The following is a 20,250-nucleotide window of genomic DNA, read 5'->3' on the forward strand; positions in this document are numbered from 1 at the left end:
CTTTATCCATCCTTCTTCGTTGTAAAGCATATTTGGACAATAAGCTTTCTCAACTCTTCCTCTGTATATGCAATATAATCTGGTTTTTCCATACCTTCCGGAACCGTATAACGGTGATGGTTCATCCAGATGGTCTTCCATCCGGCATTTTTTGCACCTGCAATGTCATTCTCCAGAGAATCCCCGATCATAAAAGTATTCTCCGGCTTCATTCCCCATTTTTCTTCTGCCATGCGGAAAATCTGCACATCCGGCTTGGCCACGCCCACACCTGCAGACACGATCAGCTGATCCTCTGTAAACCATTTATCAAGTCCCAATGTGTGAAACTTCTGAACCTGATGGGAAAAAGGTCCGTTAGTGATCACACCCATTTTCACTCCGGCAGCTTCGCATTCGTCCAGCAGTTGTGTCATTACCCCTGAAACATGAAGATGGGACTGATTCTCTTTATATCTCTTCTGGAAGAGCTCTGCCTGCTCTCTGGTAAAGGGAATTCCAAGGTCTTTCATAGTATTTTCAATTCTGTAAATCCGGGATTCATGAATGGAAACCTGTCCACTCTCGCTGAACAGAAACATTTCAGCGCTTCTTTTCCCGAAGATCCGGTAAAACAGCTCCGGATCCGGAAGCTTCCTGCCCAGACTGAACTCACAGGCTGTAAGCAACGGCTCCATCTGGCTATATAAGGTATCATCTATATCGAAAACCAGAAATCTTTCGTTGTTCATTTTACTGACTCTTTTCCTTGTTCGTATAATTCTTAAAAATATTATGCCGCAGTCTGCCGACAATAAAATAATTATACCTTTTTAAGGTAGGTTACGCAATCTGTTATTCAATTTTCTATGTGTTTTCTAACTATTTCAAAGCATAGTATGTTTGAAAAATCAGTTTCTCAATCGGCACGCCTCGCTTTGTGGGAAATTTTGCCCGAAAAAAGAGGTTCACCTTTTTTACAGATGAACCTCTCTCATTCTATTATTTATTTTATTCACATTTCCGAAGCTTTTTAATTCCAGCCCTCGCCGTACTGGAGACCTGAGCCGCCTTCGTTATTCTCCCAGTCTTCCAGAAGATTATCATCCTGGCTGCTTCCCTGACCGTCACCGTTGTCCTTGGAATCCGTACTCTGTGTATTTGTGTTCTCGCCAAGAGTTACAGTTACTGTCTCTTCTTTGTAACCTTTTCCATCCGGAACCTCAATGGTAAGCTCTACATCCTCACCAGGCTCGTAGTAGGAAAGGAAATCAACCAGCTGTTCCTTGGTTGTAACAACCTTGCCTGCAAATTTTGTAATGATGGATTTTGCTTCAATACCAGCCTCATCAGCTGCACCGCCTTCTGTTACGTCTCTTACAAGAACGCCTTCCGGAACACCGTATGCTTCACTTACTGCACTGTCAACACTCCGAACTGTGATTCCCAGAACACCGTGGTTATCAACTTTATCTCTGGTCTCCTCATTCATCAGGCTCTCCAGCGTATCTGTTACATCAGAAATTGCAATTGCATAACCGATACCCTCAACCGCTGTGGAAGCAAGCTTTGCAGAGTTGATACCAACAACCTCACCGTTCATGTTCAGAAGAGCACCACCGCTGTTGCCTGGGTTGATTGCTGCATCTGTCTGGATCAGGTTTGTAGCGGAATTGCTGTCGCTGTCATAATCGCCGACTGTATCATCAGAATTCAGCTGACGGTTCTTGGCGCTTACAATACCGGTTGTTACGGACTGACCATAACCAAGTGCGTTACCAATTGCAACAACCTGTGCACCAACCTTCAGGTCATCGGAATTACCGATAGTTGCAATCGTAATGGCATCCATTGTATCGCTGTCAATATCATCCAGGGAAACTGCTACAACTGCAAGATCCCTCTCGCTGTCATAACCTTTTACCTTAGCCTCACATGCTGTGCTGTCACAGAAGCCAACAGATAAAGTCTCCGCACCTTCTACTACATGATAGTTGGTTGCGATCAGAAGCTCGGAATCGTTCTTACCAATGATAATACCGGAACCGCTTCCCTGTACTTCTCTCTGCTCAGGAGAGTAAGCACCGTACTGACCAAACATTCCGTAGTAGTTCTGAACCTCTTCTACAGATTTGGTTGTAATGGAAACGATACTTGGCATTGCCTCTTCTACAATATCAGATACATCAAGGCTACCCTTTGCTGTACTCTCATCTTTGCTGTCATCCTGGGAATCATCCGATTTCTTCTCGGATTTCAGCAGCTCAACTTTACCTTCGCTTGCTGCCTGTACGTTCTGCTCATAGCCTGTCAGATAGTTAACTCCTGTATATGTCCCTGCTGCAAGGCCGCCTGCCAGTACTGCGCAAAGACTAATGCTTGCTGCCTTTTTAAGTTTTCTCTTTAATTCTTCATTTCTATTCTTCATGATAAAAGCCTCCTTTAGAAACTCCTTTATGTTCTTTTCATTTGATAGTTCACAGTATATAGACAATTTGTGTTCTCTTTGTGGGAAAAATGTGTTTAAATTGTTAAATTCCGCCTTTTAATATTAGAGCGTGTTTGAAAAATCATTCCCGCAATCTGCACGCCCCACTTTGCGGGAGATTTCACCCGAATTCGGTTGCCGTAGCCCGCTACGGCGCCCTCATCCGAGCGAAATCTCCCACAAATTGTGACGCACATCTTGCAGAAAGCCTTTTTCAAACACGCTCTAGCATTAAAAAACCCGGACTGCAAGGCAATCCGGGTAAAGAACAATCATCTTTATTTGTTCGGCATGATCCAGAATTTCATGGTCGGGTAGCTGAGAACTACCTGAACCAGAATGTTCAGAACATTTGCGAGTGTAGGTGCAAGTGCTTCGGAAATACCGATGTTTACGAAAAAGCTCTGGCTGTAAGCCGGAAGTGCTGCGGATACAAGCACCAGCACAACTGCAAGTACAATGTATTTCGGTACAGCCTTCTCAAACGCTGCATTGGATTTGAAAACCAGATTCTTCTGTACAAAGAAGTTTACGGTCTGAGCTGCTGCAGTTGCAACCAAAAAGCTTAAAAATCCACATAAACCAAGATTGGACTCGATATTATCTGCGTAATTGAACACCAGAAACTTAAATGGTGTATTTGCAAAGCTTTTGAAAATAAAACCGGTACACAGCCACATGATAATGAAGTTTGTAATAGTTGCACAGTTGGATAATACGTTAAATTTAATAAATTCCCAGATATTCGGGTGATCTTCGATTAACTGTTTGATTTTTCCCATAATGATACTCCTCCTATTTCTGCTCTTCCAGATCTTTCTCATACTGCTTGTTCAGCTTCTGGTTTCTGAAAAATCCGCTGATTACTTTTCCAAGTCCGCTGAAATGACCGTTTACAACCTTTAGAAGTCCCTCTACCATTTCCATGGAAACCATACCGCCTGTCATCTTGGCGATTGCACGGAATGGCATGTTGTACTGGAACAGGGTGTTCAGATCCGGAATTCCCGCTGCCTCGCTCTTTTTCAGCTTTTCACCCAGCTTCTTACAGATGAAGCGGGCAATTCCGTTCTTCGCGTAATACATCTGGCAAAGGGCATCGTTCATGCCAAGCTCGCCGCTCCAGCTTCCGTCCGGAATGGAATGTCCCAGGATCGTCTCGTACTCCTCATTTCCGATCTGCTGGATTTTTCCCTCCACGTAAGAAGAAACGCGGTTAGTATAGTATGGCATTACCTCAGTGGTTCCGATAATGGCAAGAGAATCCTGAAGACGGATATCCGCACAGCTTGCACCGATCATAATGCTGTAAACGCCGCCTTCTACTTCCCATTTATTTGTCTTCATATTCCAGTAACGGAATGTCTTGTCGTCGAACTTAATGGTAACGGTTTTCTCCTCGCCTGCCTTTAAGAACACCTTGGAAAAACCTTTCAGTTCCTTGACCGGGCGGAAAACTTTTGCTCCCGGAAGTCCTACATAAAGCTGGGCAATCTCTGCACCATCATACTTTCCGGTGTTGCGAAGGGTAAACGTCGCCCCATCCGGCTTCACCTGAAGATTGTCATATTCAAATGTAGTGTAGGAAAGACCATATCCAAATGGATAGTTTACCGGCACACCTGCGGTGTCGAAGTAGCGGTATCCTACGTAAATTCCCTCTCTGTACTCAGAGTTCCGCTCCTGTGACGGATAGTAATTGTAAGAAGGAGTATCCTCATATTTCTTAATGTAAGTTTCAGCAAGCTTTCCGGATGGGTTGACTTTACCGGAAAGAATATCAAGCACTGCACCTGCACCTGCCTGACCCATGAGAGCGGTGTGAAGCAGGGCTTTGAAATGATGGTGCCATGGCATTTCAATAACAGAACCTGCACTGATGATACCAATCATGTTTGCGTTGGCTTTTGCCAGCTCCTGGATCAGGTTGATCTGGTTCTGCGGAATGCGGAGATGCTTGCGGTCAAGACCTTCTGTCTCGCTTTTCTCGTTCAATCCGAAGAAAAACAGAACCACATCAGAACGGCGGGCAAGATCTACGGCCTCTTTTTTCATAGCTTCGTCTTCCTTGCCATCGCGCTGATAACCGCGTACAATTCCAGTCACAGAGATTCCGCTGGTCTCCAGCATGTCCTTGATGGAATCTACTTTTGTGGAATTTACCATGGAAGAACCTGCGCCCTGGTATCTTGGGTCAAAAGCGAAGTCACCGATTATGGCTGCCTGAACCTTCGCTCCAACCGGAAGGATTCCGTCCTCATTTTTCAGAAGAACTGCACTGTTCTCGCAGGCAAGACGTGCCAGCTTGTGGTGCTCCTCATGAAGGGCTTTCTTGTCTGCCACTTTTTTATAATGCTTTGCATTCTCGGTGGTGGTAAGTACCAGATCAAGAAGCTCGTCTACGCGCTCGTCAATGTCCTTCTCGCTGATCTTGCCGCTTTCTACGCTGGCAAGAAGCTCTCTCGCTGCATCAAGTCCCGGAGTCGGCATTTCCAGGGTAGAACCGTTCTTTACACCGAGAGAATGGTCGTTAGAAGCACCCCAGTCAGTGATAACAGAGCCTTCGAAGCCCCACTCGTCACGGAGAATGTCTTTCAGCAGATGCTCGTTTTCGTTGGCGTAAACACCGTTTACCTCGTTGTAGCTGCTCATAACCGTTTTCGCGCCACCCTCTTTGATGGCAATCTCAAAACCGGTGAGGTAGATCTCACGGAGAGTTCTCTCATCTACCACTGCGTTCATTGCCATACGGCGAAGCTCCTGGCTGTTTACAGCGAAATGTTTTGCGCAGGCTGCTGCTCCTGTGCTCTGCACACCGCGGATAAAAGCAGCTGCCATTTTTCCGGAAAGATAGGGATCCTCGGAAAAATACTCGAAGTTACGTCCACAGAGAGGATTTCTCTTAATGTTCAGTCCAGGTCCAAGAAGAACGTTTACGTCTTCTTCCATGGATTCTTCACCAAGGGCAACGCCTACCCTCTGCTCCAGCTCTTCATCCCAGCTGTTTGCCATAGCTGCCGCTGTAGGAAAACAGGTTGCCGGTACTGCTGGATTGATTCCCAGATGATCTCCTGCTCCAGCCTGTTTACGCACACCATTCGGTCCGTCTGAACAGAAAATCGCCGGGATATCCAGACGCGGGAAATCTCTTGTCTGCCACTCGCTTTTTCCGCTGAGGAATGCGGCTTTTTCCTTCAGGGTCATGTTATCTATGATATTCTGATATTTCATGCTTGTGATCGCTCCCTTCTATATTGCCATAAATATAACATAACCCCGTCTGTAAAAGACGGGGTTATCACAAACTGTCAATATATTGCACAAGATGCATTAAAAAACCATTTATTTTTATCCCAGCACTTTCTGCAGCGTTTTCTCCAGCACCTGCAGATTCACAGGCTTGGAAAGATGTCCGTTCATACCGCTTGCCAGGGAACGTTTCACATCCTCGTCGAAAGCGTTGGCGCTCATTGCGTAAATCGGAATCTTTTTGCAATCCTCACGATCCAGATTCCGGATGGTCCGGGTTGCTTCCAGTCCGTCCATTTCCGGCATCATAATATCCATAAAGATCATATCGTAATATCCGGGAACGGATTCTTCCATGCGCCGCACAGCTTCTTTTCCGTTAACTGCCTGCTCGGTTTTAATTCCGTAATTTTCAAGAATCGTACAGATAATTTCCATATTCAGCTCATTATCCTCAACCACCAGGATTCTTTTTCCCGGGAAGCTGATCTCCTCCGGCTGGCTGGTGACCGTAGTCTTCTCTCCGCTTACCGGCTGAAGCTTCACGTTAAAGCTGAAGCTGCTTCCCTTACCAGGCTCACTTTCCAACTTAATATCGGAATCCATCATCCGCACAATTCTTCTGCTGATGGCAAGACCAAGACCAGTGCCCTGTTTTCTTGCATTTTCAGAATTATCCGCCTGCTCAAACTGCCGGAAAATAAGCTGCTGTTTCTCAGGTGCAATTCCAATTCCATCATCCCTGACCTGAAAATACAGATTGGAAAAGCCTTTCTCTTCTTCTGTCTCGCGAACGGTCAGCCACACATGTCCATCTGGTCTGGAATACTTCAGCGCATTTCCCAGAAGATTTACCAGAACCTGGTTCAGCCGCAGGGAATCTGCCATAAACCAATGGTTTTTCAGCTGGATATCTGCTATATACTGAATGTTATTTTCGTTCAGCTTCGCTTCCAGCAAAGGACGAAGTCCCTGTATCATCTCCATGAGATTGCATTTTTCTTCGATCAGCCTCATCTTTCCGCTCTCAATCTTGGACATATCCAGAATATCGTTGATAAGTCCAAGCAGATATTCCGAGGAGTACTCGATTTTTCTCAGACAGTCGATCCGCCGCTCCTCAGTCTGTCCATCTTTCAATGCAATCTCCGTCATACCTATAATACCGTTCATAGGAGTACGGATCTCATGAGACATACGGGCCAGGAAATCCGATTTCGCCTTAGCTGAAAGATCGTGACGCTCCAGGTTCAACCGGTTCTGAATAATTGCACTGATTTCTTCCAGACACTTGCACTCTTCTTTTTTCTCCAGAACATCCTGGTCAATGTCCTGGAATACAATACTTCCGGAATACTGTCCGTTGTCTGTCATATGGAATACAATATCGTTTCTGCCCGAAGCAAAAGGCTGAATCAGCGGCTCTTTCCGTATGCTTTCCCCGGAGGTCAGAAGCTGCTGCATTTCCTGGGTCTCCACAAAGTGCTGATATTGCTTCTCAGAACAGTGGACCATACCGTCCCAGCCATCCTTTTTCTCCCAGGTTTTCCAGCAGTACAGCAGGTTATTTACCATATATTCCCCATTGAAATGGGTGATCACAATGTCTGTCAGATGGTATTTCTCCTGCAGCTTCAACGCCAGAATATCCAGAACCACAGAAGTATCACCATCTCTGTCAAACAGGTTCAGAGCTATAGAGGAAAGTGTCATTTCCTTCAGACGTTCCAGAGAAGCCACCTCCGCAAATGCCACATCAACAGCACAGGCTTTTTCCTCAGTTGAAAGCTCCTCATAGAATATAATTTCCTGCTTTCCATGACGTGCAGCTGTAAGAGCAGTCTTCGTCTGTTCAAGTGCCTCAGACAGCGAATTTCTGCTGCCTGTAACTGCGATTCCACATTTCAGGGAAAGGGACAGATGCTTCTCATCTGTAAGCGCCCCAAACTCCTTTTCCAGTCCCTGCACACTTCTCACGATCGGTCCGGTCGTACATACCGGCAGCCATACCAGCATCTGGTCTGCACCAGCCCTGATATAAATACCACCGTTTAAACCGTCCTCCTGGAAGCGCTTCGCCAGCAGACCGGCAAACTGCTCCAGGATAATATCTCCGAAGATCAGGCCATAGCGCTCATCGATTTTGGAAAACTGCTGGATTTCCAGAAGTACCAGTACTCCTTCCGGGTCATCCCGACACAGTGTTTCCACAACTTCCAGTCCGCTTCCAAGGCGGTAAAAAGATGTAATGGAGTCATAAATCTGCTTTCTTTTCTGCGCCTGCTCCAGAAGCTTGTGCTGATGCACATTGTGAATACAGCCAACGACCCTGCTGCGCTCTTTATTCTCATCAAAAGTAATGCTTCCGGATAGATTTACCCACTGAAATTCTCCATTGGCATGCTGCAGACGAAAGTCAACATCCAGAACGCCGTCTGAGCTTTTTACTGCGTTCACCAGCTTTGCCTTATCTGCCGGATGGATACTGTCATTATCAAGAAATTCCGGATGCTTTCCGCAGTCCCATACACCGTCATTGCCTTTACTGTTAACTATTTCCAGCAGTTTTTCCTTACATTTGTAGGTAAAAAAGGCATCCTGGGAACTTTCTACCGCAATCCGATAGCGCTCCTTTTCCTCCAGAAGCTGATTCTCTGTCTGCATCTGGGTATCCGTCAGATTCTCTATCACTTTATGGAGCTCATCAAGCTCCTGAATACCTGACTCCTGAAAACCGTGAATTCCCTTCACTCCGCCTCGTACACTCTCCACCAGATGGTAAACCGGTTCCGTCGCATACTGGACAAGAAAATAAACCAGAATAACCGCCATCAGGGCACTTCCCAGAATCGCTCCCAGAATTCTCTCATAAACATCGGAAATCAATCCATACACAGAATCCTCTGTAACAAAACCGCACAATGCCCACTGCGTATCTTCATACGGCACATTTCTGCTGTACTGCGTAAGCAGTATCAGAATAGGAAGAAAAAATATCCGGCAGTTCTTCTGCTCCTACTTCTCCGTTCAAAGAGCTGTTGACTGCTTCCTCAAGGTCGGATACGGAACCCTGACTGTAGCTCTCCACGTAGATACCCTCCTCTTTTCCAACGGAGGCGTTAAATTCCTTTACAAGGGTGTCAAACATTGCCTGTTGGGCACCGTTGTAATAATGCCAGATCGTCAGGGACACCGGGTGATCCGAATCCAGCTTTACAGATTTACCGCTTCCGTCCTTGCTGCTTCCACAACCAGCTAAAGATGCGGTCATTATTGCGATTAACATCATTGCCACACATTTTTTCTTCATACTCTTTTACTCCCTCACGGCACCTGATGCCGCAGCTTAACTCAATATATACTTCTGCCTGCAGCACTGTCCAAAGACCGGCTGACATGGCAGACCAGAGCGTGTTTGAAATTCCAAATCTTCAAAACAAAAAGCCCCTGCAACAAGTAAAATGCATCGCTGACTTCTACGGAATACAATATCCTTTCCAGCGTTTTTACATGTCACATGGGTAAATTTATAACGCATAGGCTTATTATAGGAAATGTGAGAAAAAGAATCAATAAATATTCATGAAAAAGGACAGAAAATATTTCATTCCTGTCCTTTCAAAATATACGTTATTTCACAGTCACCTTACACTTAACTGTTTTCTTCCCTGCTTTCACCGTAATTACGGCTGTTCCTTTTTTCTTTGCAGTAATTCTGCCCTTGGAATCCACCTTTACTACCTTGGAGGAGCTGGATTTGTAGGTGATTTTTTCTTTGCTTGTTACTGGCTTTAAAACCGGTTTCAGGGAATATTTCTGATTTTTCTTTAATTTCAGTGTTTTCGGCACACCTGTAATCTTTGTGGTTTTTACAGCGCTTTTCTGGACTTTTACGGTAACAGACTTTTCATATCCGCTGTTCAGGTATATGTGAATACGGGTTTTGCCTGTAGTTTTACCGGCGGTAATGTTACAGGTTCCATCTGAACTAACAGATACATCTGCAATACTCCAGTTATCAGTACTCCAGGTGGAAATGAAATCTCCCTTTGCAAGCCCGGTTACTTTCAGACACTTCGTCTTCTGTCTGGTCTTCAGCACAATACTGGACTGATTCAATTTCATTGTTGGCTGCAGTCTGTCCCGGGTAATTTTTGTTTCCTGCTCGCCGCATGCACTGCAGGTACGTGTCTGGACTTCTTCCTCATCCACAGTTGCTTCCTGGGTTACTGCCCATGCAGAAAATTTATGTCCGGTTGCTTTTATTGTAGTTCTCTTTTCCGTATCGCAATATCTGCAGGTGTATTCATCGACTCCGTCATCTGTACAGGTTGCATCTTCATGCCATGACCTTACCCAGCTATGTCCGGTTGCCGGAATTGTCTCTTTCTTTTTGTCACCACATCTTCTGCAGGTATAAGTTTTTTCTCCGTCACTTTCACAGGAAGCATCTTCTGTTGTTTCCCCACGGTTCCAGTCATGACCAAGTGCCGGTGTTTCTTTCGTATAGTAATCACCGCAAAATTCACAGATTTCTTCTTCGGATCCTGAATAGGTACAGCCACTCATTTTTATCACATGTGACTTGTAGGAATGAGTATGGTTCGGATTGTAGCTGTAATATACGGTTGTATTTGAATCACAAATGTATCTGGGCTGCCACGTGCTGCTATTTGCATAGCAGCGGATACTTCTCAGCTTGGCACAGTTTTTAAACGCATCATTTCCTATAGATGTCAAACTTGCCGGGATTTCTATGGTTTCTAACGCATTACATCTGCCAAAAGTCTGATCTCCAATTCTGGTCAGGCCCTCTGAAAGCTTTACACTTGTCAGACTGGTACACCCCTGAAATACACCGCTTCCAATGCTCGTTACGCTTGCAGGAATAGTTATGCTTGTCAAACTGCTGCACTTCCAGAATGCCTGAACTTCTATAGAGGTTACCGTTCCCGGAATGGTTACGCTTGTCAGACTGGTGCAATTGCCAAAGGTCATACCATCTATGACGGTTACGCCTTCTGGAATTGTCACACTTGTCAGATTGGTGCAGCCAGTAAATGCGCCGGAACCAATGCCGGTCACTCCTTCTGAGATAACCACACTTGTTATCTTAGTGTTGCCAGCAAATGCATCATCTGCTATGCTTCCAGTTCCGGAAATTACCAGTTTCCCATCATCAGACAAGGTATAGGTAATTCCTGTGTCTTCTCCATCTGAAAAAACCAGGGCTTCGTCTGCTGTTGCCGCTTCCTCATTCTGCCATTCTGCAGCTGCTTCCATGCCAGACGCATCTGAGAATGAATCCTCTGACGGCTGATCCTCCGCCTGATCCATCTCCGGAGTCTGAACCTGTTCCTGAACCTCATCCTGATTATCCAGACCCTCATTCTCCACTTCGTCAAATACTGCTTCTGCTACTTCCTCAGAAGAAAAATCAGCTCCACTTACTGCCAGTGCTGCTCCGTCTGCACTTGTGATTGCCAGCAGCAATGCTGCGGCCAGTGCCAGTCGTCTGTTTCTCATACGCTTTACCTCGCTATTCTTTTTTTCGTCTTTTCAAACACACTCCAGAGGCAAAGATTTTTCCATTAATATCTGCTGTATAACACTAAACACTTCCCCAAAATGGATAACCTGCTATTCTGCAAATGAGCCAGCAGCATACTCCCTCCCAAAATTTGTCAGACGATTAATTTAATGATAGCGTAAAACCGCATTTAAAACAATTAACTAACAGCATAGTATAGACGATAATATCAAAAAAAGACAGAGAATCTTTCATCTCTGTCCAAAAGTTTGGTCTCATAATTATAGCAATGCACAACTTTTATACATTACAAGCCTACCGTTCACAACGTAAACCAAAACTATTTCTTCAATGTTTCATTCATACTTCCCATGCGGTATCCCTGGAGATCCATGGTCACGTATGTAAAGCCATATTCTTTGAAGGCTTTCACGATCTGGTTGCGGTTCTCCAGGACTTTCTGGAGTTCATCTGGCAGTACTTCAATTCGTGCCAGTGTACCATGAATACGCACACGTAGCTGATGAAATCCCAGATCCAGAAGAAGCTGCTCTGCCTTATCTACCATGCCAAGTTTCTCCTTCGTGATGGTCTCGCCGTACACAAAACGGGAAGAAAGACAGGCGAAGGACTGTTTCTCCCAGGTGGGAAGGTCAAGGTCTTTGGACAGGGCGCGGATGTCTTCTTTATATAATTCGCTATGGCGCAGCGGGCTCTTAACTCCAAGCTCTGCAACAGCCTGTAAACCAGGTCTGTAATCGCCGTTGTCGTCCATATTGGAGCCTTCTGCCACTGCATTCAGCCCCTCTTTTCTGGCAATGTCCCAAATTTTCTCAAATAACTCTTTCTTACAGATATAGCAACGATTGGCAGGATTCTGGCAGAAGCCCTCAATTTCCAATTCTTCAGACTCTACTGTAATGTGTCGGATTCCTTCCTTCTCACAGAAGGCTTTCGCCTCCTCCAGTTCTCTCTTCGGGAAAGAACAGGACATGGCAGTAATCGCGATACATTTATCCCCCAGCACATCGTGTGCTGTTTTCAAAAGAAACGTGGAGTCCACCCCGCTTGAAAAAGCCACAGCCACACTTCCCAGACTGCGTAAGTATTCTTTTAAAGCTTCGTATTTATTCTGCTGCTCTTTGGTTGCAGTGATTTCGCTCATATGATTATCCTCCCACGGCAATATGTTGCTATTTATGTTACTACGAATTATCCTAGTATGTCAATGGGATTAATTGTGATTTTCTTCATCATCCTTAACTTAAACGCCAGGTTCATTCCCCCTGGTGTTCTTTCAGTCTCTGTTCAGCTGCGATCCGCTTGGGATGTTCCGGTGGGTAGCATTCCCGGAAGCCTTCCACGGCGGCTTTCAGATATATATCTTCTTTTTCTTCATCTCCAAGTGCACGGTAAACGCGTGCCAGATTCCAGGTAGGCTCTGCAACTGCCGAACCTACAAGTCCATTTTCCTTCGTAAGCTCCAGCGCCTCTGTCAGATATGGGATCGCTTCTTCCGGTCTTCCCAGGTCCAGGTAGACTACACTCATATTGTTGTCCACCATCAGAAGCATAGAACCCTCACGATAGCCATTCTTAAGCAGCTGATTGCGAACCGCAAGATGACATGCCAACGACTCTTCCCTTCGTCCGGCGGCATTGTACATTCGTGCCAGTTCCTCTGACATGGCAGAATACATCTGATTTTTCTCACCACAGTACATTTTGCACCTGTCCGTTGCTTGTTCCATACAATAGGCGGCTTCTTCCATATTCTGATCCATAGCTGCAAGCTGACCACGAAGCTGCCATATTGCATACTCACTCTCACCCTGACGCTTTCTTTGTATCTGTTGTATCTGCTCTATTTTTTCCAGACAATCTGCCAGCTTTTCTTTTTCCTGAAGAAACATATGACATTCTGCTTTTTGATAAAGAAAATCCAGTATTCTCTGGCTATGCCCCCATTGTACACACATGAGGATTCCACGTTCTGCCCACATTTCAGCCTTTTTCACATTAAGCTTCAATATCTGCATATTCGTCTGCAAAAGCGCATATCCAATTTTATAATCAATATTATCCTTCTGTTGAAAAATTAAATCACAGATCTCCCGGTAACACTCATAATTACTGCTTTGCTCCAGCCTATTGCAAAAATCACTTATAGCAAACAACATCCATTCCGATGATAGCGTTCTCTTTTTCAGCTGTTCGCGGAAGAGTTCTATATATTCTTCGTTTTGTTCAGGTTTTGTCTCTGTCAGACACGCTACCATAAACTTCGTCTCATTGGAAATCTGTGCACATCTTTTTTCCAGTTTCTGGATTTTCCCGCACATAGGAACCGGCAGCTCCAGATATCGGGCAGCCTCTGCCGCCAGTGCCACAAGCTGGCCACTGACCGCTCCCTGTACTCTGGAAATTCCCTGGAAGACAAGCCACGCAATTTCCTCCATACGAGGATCCTCGTCTTTCGATGCCTGTTTCGGGAAAAAGCACTTCTGTGCCCGTTCCCAGAATGGCTGAAACTCAGCTTCTGAAAAATCCTTTGTACACAGACTCTCTGCAATTACAGGATGCATACGGTAACCATTTCCCGTATCTTCCAGCCAGCCGAATTTCACCAGTCTGCCAAGCGCCTCTCCCAGAGTTTCGTTTTTCTTCAAAAATCCCTGGAAAAACATCACAGTAAAATTCCGGTCAATTTCCTGATACGGCAGAAGCGCGAACATCCTCGCCAGCTGGCTTCCGGTTTCTCCAATATCAGCCAGTTTGTACAGCCCACGGTACATATCAATGAGTCCGGACTCTTCTGCAACATCATTCCAGTTATTCTGCAGCTCTTCTTCCAGATAATCCCAATTACCAAAATAGTAGGTCCCCGCTTTTCCAAGAAGCTTCAATGTCAGAGGATGCTGAAAAATCTCTTTTTCCAGCAAACGACTCAGCCGGTCTTTTTCCTCTCTGGAAAGTATTTTGTTGTAATTGTCACGAAAAATCAAACTTAAGGCACTTTTTTGCGGTGTCTTTATGCCAAATGTAGTAAACCCATCCAGATGTTTCTGACGTGAAGTAACAAATATAGTGCACGGCAGATCTTTCAGTTCTGACAGGTAAGGATCTTCCTCTTCCGTATGGTTCATATTATCCAGAAAAAGCACTGTTTTTTCCTGATGCTCTTCTGACAGATGATAGATACTTTCGTGAAATCTTTCTTCCACGCTCTCACCAGTAAGATTCAGAAAACTTCTGGAAAAACTGGCCGCCAGATTCTCCTCATACTGAACAGCTGCGATCCGGCACTTTACTTCTTCCTGCTCCATCCAGCTCACAAGCTGACGCATGAGTTCTGTTTTTCCAATTCCTCCAATTCCGGAAATCAGATACTTTCCGGAATTGAAGAACATCTCTTTCAAGTCATATAACTCTTCTTCTCTGCCAAAGAAATGGCTGGCTTTCACAGATTTCCGGAACAATTCACAGTTTCGCAGGGTGAGAAAGCTCTGCCTGGTTTCCCCGGATTCCTGATAAATACAGCTCCAGATATATTCCGGCTTTAAGTCTTCACGGTTTCTTACCAGTTTCATTTTTGCCCCGGATATTTCCGGCCCCGCCATCGCGTGCAGACTAAGCAGGGTAAACAGCCAGGCATCCCCAAAGGACTGGGAAAAATCCTTCTGTTTTTTCTCTATATAATCGATCCAGAAGATCAGCTTTTCCCCACACTCTTGGGACAGCCATGGATCTGACTCCATGACCATGCCCAGAAATTTTCTCAGCTTCTGTACAAACACAGAATGGTTATAATTTTTCTCTTTCAGGAATTTTTCAAAAATCAGTACCTGACTGCCAAATGTCTCCGCATTCAGACCTTCCAGTATCTCCTGCATATAAACCTCATACAAGGGAAAGCTTTCCTTACGGTTACAGAATTCCGAGTGATACCGGTTCTGGCTTCCGCTCTTTCGAAAAATCATTTTTCCGTGTTTCGTACTTTTCCACTCATAGAGAAGACATTCGTCCCAGAATTTGACCAGGGTCAGACCCTTTTTACTTTTTTCTCCTAGAATTCCGGTAGAATAGACCGGATAATCTTTCACGGTAAACAACCGATATAAGTTTTTCAGCGAAAGCAACACATTTGCCTGCTCATCTTTTTTCATGTCACGTTCTCTCCGGTTGTAAACACAGTTCCTTTTTTATTACTGTCTGCTGGTCACCTGACCAGCAGCACTTTTTACAGGTAACTAAATACAACAATTGATTTCTTATTTTTTGATTGTAATCTTAGCTTTCTTTGTGTACACGCCAAACACCTTCTGTTTCTGCTTGTTCAGCTTATATGCACACGCACGTATATAATAGGTATGTCCCTTCGTCAGGTTCTTCACAGTTACCGTATTCTTTTTGGATTCCTTGATGTCCACAATATCATAAAGATTGGAATCTGCGGTAACCACAAACGCATATCCGGCAGCACCTTTTACCTTGGATGCCGTAATGGTGATCGTGCCCTTCTTGTTATTCTTTACACTGATCTTCTTTACCTTCGGCACAACATAGGTTGTAAACTTAACAGCCTTGCTATACTTTCCAGTAGCCTTCTTGCCACCGCCCTGTGCGATTGCTCTTACTTTTACATAATAGGTCTTTCCAGATTTCAAACCGTAGATCAGTTCATTGTTTTTATTTTCCTCGACAATATAATTCTTTACCTTCTTCTTGAATTTCTTGTCAGTGGAAATTGTGATCTGATATCCGGTTGCACTTGCAATCCGCTTCCAGGAAATCTTGGCGCCATCGGTAAGCACATTGGTGGCCTTGGTTCCAGTAACCTTCGGAAGCTTGGACGGAATTACGGTGTTCTGGTTGCCATTAGATGGATTTGGTGCTTTGGTTGGCTCTGGGGCTTTGGTCGGGTTCGGGGCCTTAGTCGGTTCCGGGGCTTTGGTCGGGTTCGGAGCCTTGGTTGGCTCTGGGGCCTTGGTCGGTTCCGGGTTCTTAGTCCAGTGTGCATAAAATTTAACACCATTTACTAATTCAGACCCTGTTGGTGTATAAGGATTCTCTATCTTATCCTCATACCAATCCATCCAATAGTCAAAGGTATAGCCTTCACGGGTAGGATTGCTCAGACTGATACTGTTTCCTCCTACAAAAGTGGATGGATTGGAGCTATTATTCGTTCCACCGTCCAGATCATAGGTAATCGGAAGCACATCGCCATCCTCATAATAGAAAGTATAACGGTCATTAAAATAATTATCAACATAGGAATTTCTTACAACATATAATTTACAGCTGTCTTTGATGGAATCAAAGGCATAATAGTTTGAATGATCCCCAAGGGAAGCCAGGCTTGCACGATCCAGATCCAGTACCCGGGCCGGAATATGGATTTCTGTAAATTTACAGGAATCAAAGGCAAATCCGCTTAACAGAACCACATCTGACGGAAGTGTATAGCTTCCTGCCCAGCTTTTTCCTGCAGGATAGCAACAAATATTATTGCCTATAACCTCTCCACCGTAGGTTTTGTAAACTTTGTCATAAAGAATACCATCTTTTGAGAAAAAGATGGAGTTTCCTGCATCTACCGTAATGGACTGCAGATCTGTACAACCCTTAAAGGAGCCGTCCCAGATGGATTTCACATCAGAACCAACACGGATGCTTACGATACCACTGTCAGCGAACTGATAATGTAGGCTGTCTGTTCCATGGATATATACATTTTCAAGATGAAGGTTCTTGCAGCCCATAAATGCAGCGTCTTCAATGCCTCCGCTTACACTTGCCGGAAGAGAAGTAAATCCGGTAAGGGCGGTACATCCCTTGAATGCATAACTTCCGATTCTTGTCAGACCATCTGGAAGATTTATGGTTGTAAGGTTTTTATTATCTGTGAATGTCTCAGAGCCAATTTCTTTCAGAGTAGATGGAAGTGTTACTTTTTTCAGAGTTTTAATATTTACCATATGTCCCTCTGTAGGTTCTCCCTCTTCATCCCATTTTGTCCACTCAGTTGTATCAATTCCATTTATATAGGTAAGACCTTCCGCAAAGGAAACCTCCTCCACAGATTGCTCGTCTCCCATATCCAGATAGGAAGGGGCGTTGTAAATTCTTTTCAGATTAACACAGCCTTTAAAAGCCTCCCCATCAATTTCATTGTATGCTCCCGTTGGTGGAAGTGTTATTTCTTCCAGTTTATCACAACCCAGGAATGCCCATTCGTCTATTTTTACAGGCTGAGCACTTCCCACTGCTGCATTAAAATATACGATCTGAAGATTTGTACAACCAGCAAAAGCTCTGTATCCAATGGATAATGTAGGGTTCTGTGGAAGCTGAATTGCCGCTATTCCCCTATGATTATAAAACGCATCTCTCAGTACACAGCATACACTGTCAGGAAGAATCACCTTATATAACATATAGTCACTGCTTTTCCCGCCATAAGTGAAGCTATAATATGCCTCGTACGGATTAGTTTTGTCTGGATCGCAGTAACCTACTCCAATTACTTTCTTTGCCACACCATTTTTATATACAACACTTGGAAACTGCAATTCCATAGAAGTCGCTTTGTCTACAGAACTAATAAATGCCTCTCCCTTTGTTCCATATTCATAGGCATTCCAGATCTGTCCCTTACTGTCTGTCCAGGAAAATCCTTCCTTATCCCACTTTTCCGGTTTAAAGTTAAAGAACTGACCGGAGTCTGCATGTACACTCAGCGCCATGCCAAGGCACATGATAATGCCCAGAAACAGCATTTTGATACATCTTGAAATTTGTTTTTTCACTCTTTCTTCCTCCCTCATTGTTTCAGTCATTTCCCTGTAAACGGTAACACAGCATCCTCTGTTTTCTGCAAAATTCATCAGGAAAATTCACTCTTTTTTCTCATAAAAAGAATATCATATTGAAATTTTTGAAACAATAATGTTAAGGAAGGTTACGGTTTTTATGCACAAGATTGCTTTTTTTATGCATATAAAAACCTATGGAAAATTATGGTCATGAATCTTTGGGTACACAGATTGATGGAATAAATTTTCAAACACATTTTAGAGCATGTCTGAAAAAGGCTTTCTGCAAAATTTAAATCTGAAATAAAAAAAGGACTGCCACTTCCAACATGCATCTTTCGCATATCAGACACGACAGCCCTCACTGGCATCACGCCACTTCCTTATTTATTGTTCATAGATTTTACAAAAGCATTACTGTCCACTCCGCTGCCCAAAAGCTCTTCACGGAACGCAGCCAGCCATAGACTCTATTACTCGGTAAACAGTGGTGTAGAATAATATCTGTCACCAGTATCCGGGAGAAGTGCTACGATCACTTTGCCCTTGTTCTCAGGTTTCTTCGCATACTTGATTGCAGCGCTTAATGCAGCACCAGAAGAGATTCCAACCAGGATTCCTTCTTTGTGTGCAAGAAGCTTCGCTGTGGCAAATGCCTCATCAGCCTCTGCTTTATAAATCTCATCATAAACATTGGTATTCAGAACATCCGGAACAAATCCGGCACCGATTCCCTGGATCTTGTGCGGACCTGCTTTTCCCTCAGATAATACCGGGGAGGTAGAAGGCTCAAGTGCTACAATTTTCACATTCGGGTTCTGCTCTTTCAGATATTCGCCTGTTCCGGTAAGGGTTCCGCCTGTACCAACACCTGCGATGAAGATATCAACCTTTCCCTCAGTGTCCCTCCAGATCTCCGGACCTGTAGTAGCCTTGTGCACTGCCGGGTTCGCCGGGTTCACAAACTGTCCTGGGATGAAGCTGTTCGGAATCTCCTCTGCCAGTTCGTTGGCCCTGGCAATGGCACCTTTCATTCCCTTGGTTCCATCGGTAAGAACAAGCTCTGCGCCGTATGCTTTCAAAATGTTTCGACGCTCAACACTCATGGTCTCTGGCATGGTGAGGATGATTCTGTATCCCTTAGCTGCTGCGATAGATGCCAGACCGATTCCGGTATTTCCAGAAGTTGGCTCAATGATTACGGAACCTTCCTTCAGAATTCCTTTCTGCTCTGCGTCCTCGATCATAGCCTTGGCAATTCTGTCCTTAACGCTTCCTGCCGGGTTAAAGTATTCCAGCTTCACAAGAACAGTAGCTTCCAGTCCAAGCTCCTTCTCAATATTAGTAACCTCTACAAGTGGGGTGTTTCCGATTAATCCAAGTGTTCCCTTATAGTATGCCATATCCATTCCTTTCCCGGCGCCTGCGGCCGCTTTACATTTATTCGAGGTGATGTCGCCGTATGGCGGCCCGCCTGTTATGTCTGTATCTGCCCCCAGTAACTGCCAGCTTGCTTCTTCGCAATAATTGTCGATATTCCGTATTGATTTACTGGGTTATTTATTCGTTAAATGGATATTACCACTATTAACCCACTATGTCAATAGGTTTTTGGGATTTTATATAAGAAAATAGATTGGAGCGTTACTGTTCACTGGTAACATTCCGCGAGGTGTTTTTTGTGAACAAAGTTCACAGTAACATTAGAGCCGTCGCGTAGCGACGCTTGTACGATTTCTATACACTACAAAATCTCCACAATATACAAGAAAAGTACACCCAGTACTAATTAACACGTTGTGTTGTTTCGTGTTTTTAGCTGAATGTACCTTATTTTAAATAAATTATCACTCCTCTTCCTCAGCAACTTCACAGACCATCTCATATGCATCTTCCAGCGCGTCCAGAGCCTCAGTCAGTGTATCGACTTTCCTTACATCTGCGCCATCATCCTCATACTCCTGGATCAAATCTGAAAACTGGTCTTTCAGTTCCTCCATGTAATCTACAACCTGCTGTAATTTCTCTTCTTTTTCCAGTACTGCTGATAAATTAATAATTTTTCCCATAGTATGATGTCCTCCGCTTTCAAAAAAATGTTTTCTAAAGGTTTTTCATATTTTCCAAATCATAACATGTCCGAAACGTTCTCTCAATATTTCGTTTCAAGTTTCGCCTGCAGATTA

Annotated in this window: 13 protein-coding genes; all 13 read right to left on the reverse strand. The window is 44.4% G+C overall.

The window, feature by feature from the left end; genetic code table 11:
* Nucleotides 1-2: 2 nt before the first annotated feature.
* The 13 genes from AB5642_RS02030 to AB5642_RS02090 all read right to left on the reverse strand — a co-directional run bounded on the left by AB5642_RS02030 (nt 3) and on the right by AB5642_RS02090 (nt 20,133).
* Nucleotides 3-731, reverse strand: a complete 729-nt coding sequence (locus tag AB5642_RS02030) for an HAD family hydrolase (RefSeq protein ID WP_173718020.1) — start codon at nt 729-731, stop codon at nt 3-5.
* A gap of 281 nt (nt 732-1,012) precedes the next feature.
* A complete protein-coding gene (locus AB5642_RS02035) occupies nt 1,013-2,407 on the reverse strand; it encodes a S1C family serine protease (RefSeq protein WP_148461379.1) in 1,395 nt (464 codons plus the stop codon).
* A gap of 95 nt (nt 2,408-2,502) precedes the next feature.
* Nucleotides 2,503-2,664 carry a DUF6783 domain-containing protein gene (locus tag AB5642_RS02040; protein WP_306467751.1) on the reverse strand — a complete coding sequence of 54 codons (162 nt, stop codon included), beginning with the start codon at nt 2,662-2,664 and terminating at the stop codon, nt 2,503-2,505.
* Nucleotides 2,665-2,745: 81 nt separating this feature from the next.
* Nucleotides 2,746-3,249 (reverse strand): GtrA family protein, encoded by a 504-nt coding sequence (locus AB5642_RS02045; protein WP_118577927.1) that lies wholly within the window; start codon nt 3,247-3,249, stop codon nt 2,746-2,748.
* 13 nt (nt 3,250-3,262) lie between these two features.
* A complete protein-coding gene (locus tag AB5642_RS02050) occupies nt 3,263-5,698 on the reverse strand; it encodes a glycoside hydrolase family 3 C-terminal domain-containing protein (RefSeq protein WP_195391808.1) in 2,436 nt (811 codons plus the stop codon).
* Between the two features lie 117 nt (nt 5,699-5,815).
* A complete protein-coding gene (locus tag AB5642_RS02055) occupies nt 5,816-8,665 on the reverse strand; it encodes an ATP-binding protein (protein ID WP_195391809.1) in 2,850 nt (949 codons plus the stop codon).
* A complete protein-coding gene (locus tag AB5642_RS02060) occupies nt 8,655-9,026 on the reverse strand; it encodes a hypothetical protein (RefSeq protein ID WP_173770582.1) in 372 nt (123 codons plus the stop codon). Before AB5642_RS02060 ends, AB5642_RS02055 begins: the two co-directional genes overlap by 11 nt.
* Nucleotides 9,027-9,346: 320 nt before the next feature.
* The gene (locus AB5642_RS02065; RefSeq protein WP_195391810.1) at nt 9,347-11,242 is read right to left on the reverse strand and encodes a leucine-rich repeat domain-containing protein; all 1,896 of its coding nucleotides are present in this window, start codon (nt 11,240-11,242) and stop codon (nt 9,347-9,349) included.
* Nucleotides 11,243-11,586: 344 nt separating this feature from the next.
* A complete protein-coding gene (gene larE, locus AB5642_RS02070; RefSeq protein ID WP_173735966.1) occupies nt 11,587-12,411 on the reverse strand; it encodes an ATP-dependent sacrificial sulfur transferase LarE in 825 nt (274 codons plus the stop codon).
* A 112-nt stretch (nt 12,412-12,523) separates the two neighbouring features.
* Nucleotides 12,524-15,412, reverse strand: a complete 2,889-nt coding sequence (locus AB5642_RS02075; protein ID WP_237925607.1) for a tetratricopeptide repeat protein — start codon at nt 15,410-15,412, stop codon at nt 12,524-12,526.
* A gap of 105 nt (nt 15,413-15,517) precedes the next feature.
* Nucleotides 15,518-18,058, reverse strand: a complete 2,541-nt coding sequence (locus AB5642_RS02080; RefSeq protein WP_237925608.1) for a leucine-rich repeat protein — start codon at nt 18,056-18,058, stop codon at nt 15,518-15,520.
* A gap of 479 nt (nt 18,059-18,537) precedes the next feature.
* Nucleotides 18,538-19,467: a cysteine synthase A gene (cysK, locus tag AB5642_RS02085; RefSeq protein WP_368371426.1), complete on the reverse strand. Its 930-nt coding sequence runs from the start codon at nt 19,465-19,467 to the stop codon at nt 18,538-18,540.
* A gap of 444 nt (nt 19,468-19,911) precedes the next feature.
* On the reverse strand, nt 19,912-20,133 hold the full coding sequence (locus AB5642_RS02090) for a hypothetical protein (protein WP_118577908.1): 222 nt from the start codon (nt 20,131-20,133) through the stop codon (nt 19,912-19,914).
* Nucleotides 20,134-20,250: the final 117 nt, after the last annotated feature.

Origin of the sequence: Ruminococcus sp. 1001136sp1_2201st1_G3_2201SCRN_220225 (assembly GCF_040924365.1) — a bacterium.
GTDB lineage: Bacteria > Bacillota > Clostridia > Lachnospirales > Lachnospiraceae > Blautia_A > Blautia_A faecis.

What these genes read in the sequence shown, in the direction of transcription:
- larE (WP_173735966.1), bottom strand. Translation starts at nt 12,411, where the DNA reads ATGAGCGAAATCACTGCAACCAAAGAGCAGCAGAATAAATACGAAGCT.
- AB5642_RS02050 (WP_195391808.1), bottom strand. Translation starts at nt 5,698, where the DNA reads ATGAAATATCAGAATATCATAGATAACATGACCCTGAAGGAAAAAGCC.
- AB5642_RS02090 (WP_118577908.1), bottom strand. Translation starts at nt 20,133, where the DNA reads ATGGGAAAAATTATTAATTTATCAGCAGTACTGGAAAAAGAAGAGAAA.
- AB5642_RS02045 (WP_118577927.1), bottom strand. Translation starts at nt 3,249, where the DNA reads ATGGGAAAAATCAAACAGTTAATCGAAGATCACCCGAATATCTGGGAA.
- AB5642_RS02030 (WP_173718020.1), bottom strand. Translation starts at nt 731, where the DNA reads ATGAACAACGAAAGATTTCTGGTTTTCGATATAGATGATACCTTATAT.
- AB5642_RS02035 (WP_148461379.1), bottom strand. Translation starts at nt 2,407, where the DNA reads ATGAAGAATAGAAATGAAGAATTAAAGAGAAAACTTAAAAAGGCAGCA.
- AB5642_RS02040 (WP_306467751.1), bottom strand. Translation starts at nt 2,664, where the DNA reads ATGTGCGTCACAATTTGTGGGAGATTTCGCTCGGATGAGGGCGCCGTA.
- cysK (WP_368371426.1), bottom strand. Translation starts at nt 19,467, where the DNA reads ATGGCATACTATAAGGGAACACTTGGATTAATCGGAAACACCCCACTT.
- AB5642_RS02075 (WP_237925607.1), bottom strand. Translation starts at nt 15,412, where the DNA reads ATGAAAAAAGATGAGCAGGCAAATGTGTTGCTTTCGCTGAAAAACTTA.
- AB5642_RS02065 (WP_195391810.1), bottom strand. Translation starts at nt 11,242, where the DNA reads ATGAGAAACAGACGACTGGCACTGGCCGCAGCATTGCTGCTGGCAATC.
- AB5642_RS02060 (WP_173770582.1), bottom strand. Translation starts at nt 9,026, where the DNA reads ATGAAGAAAAAATGTGTGGCAATGATGTTAATCGCAATAATGACCGCA.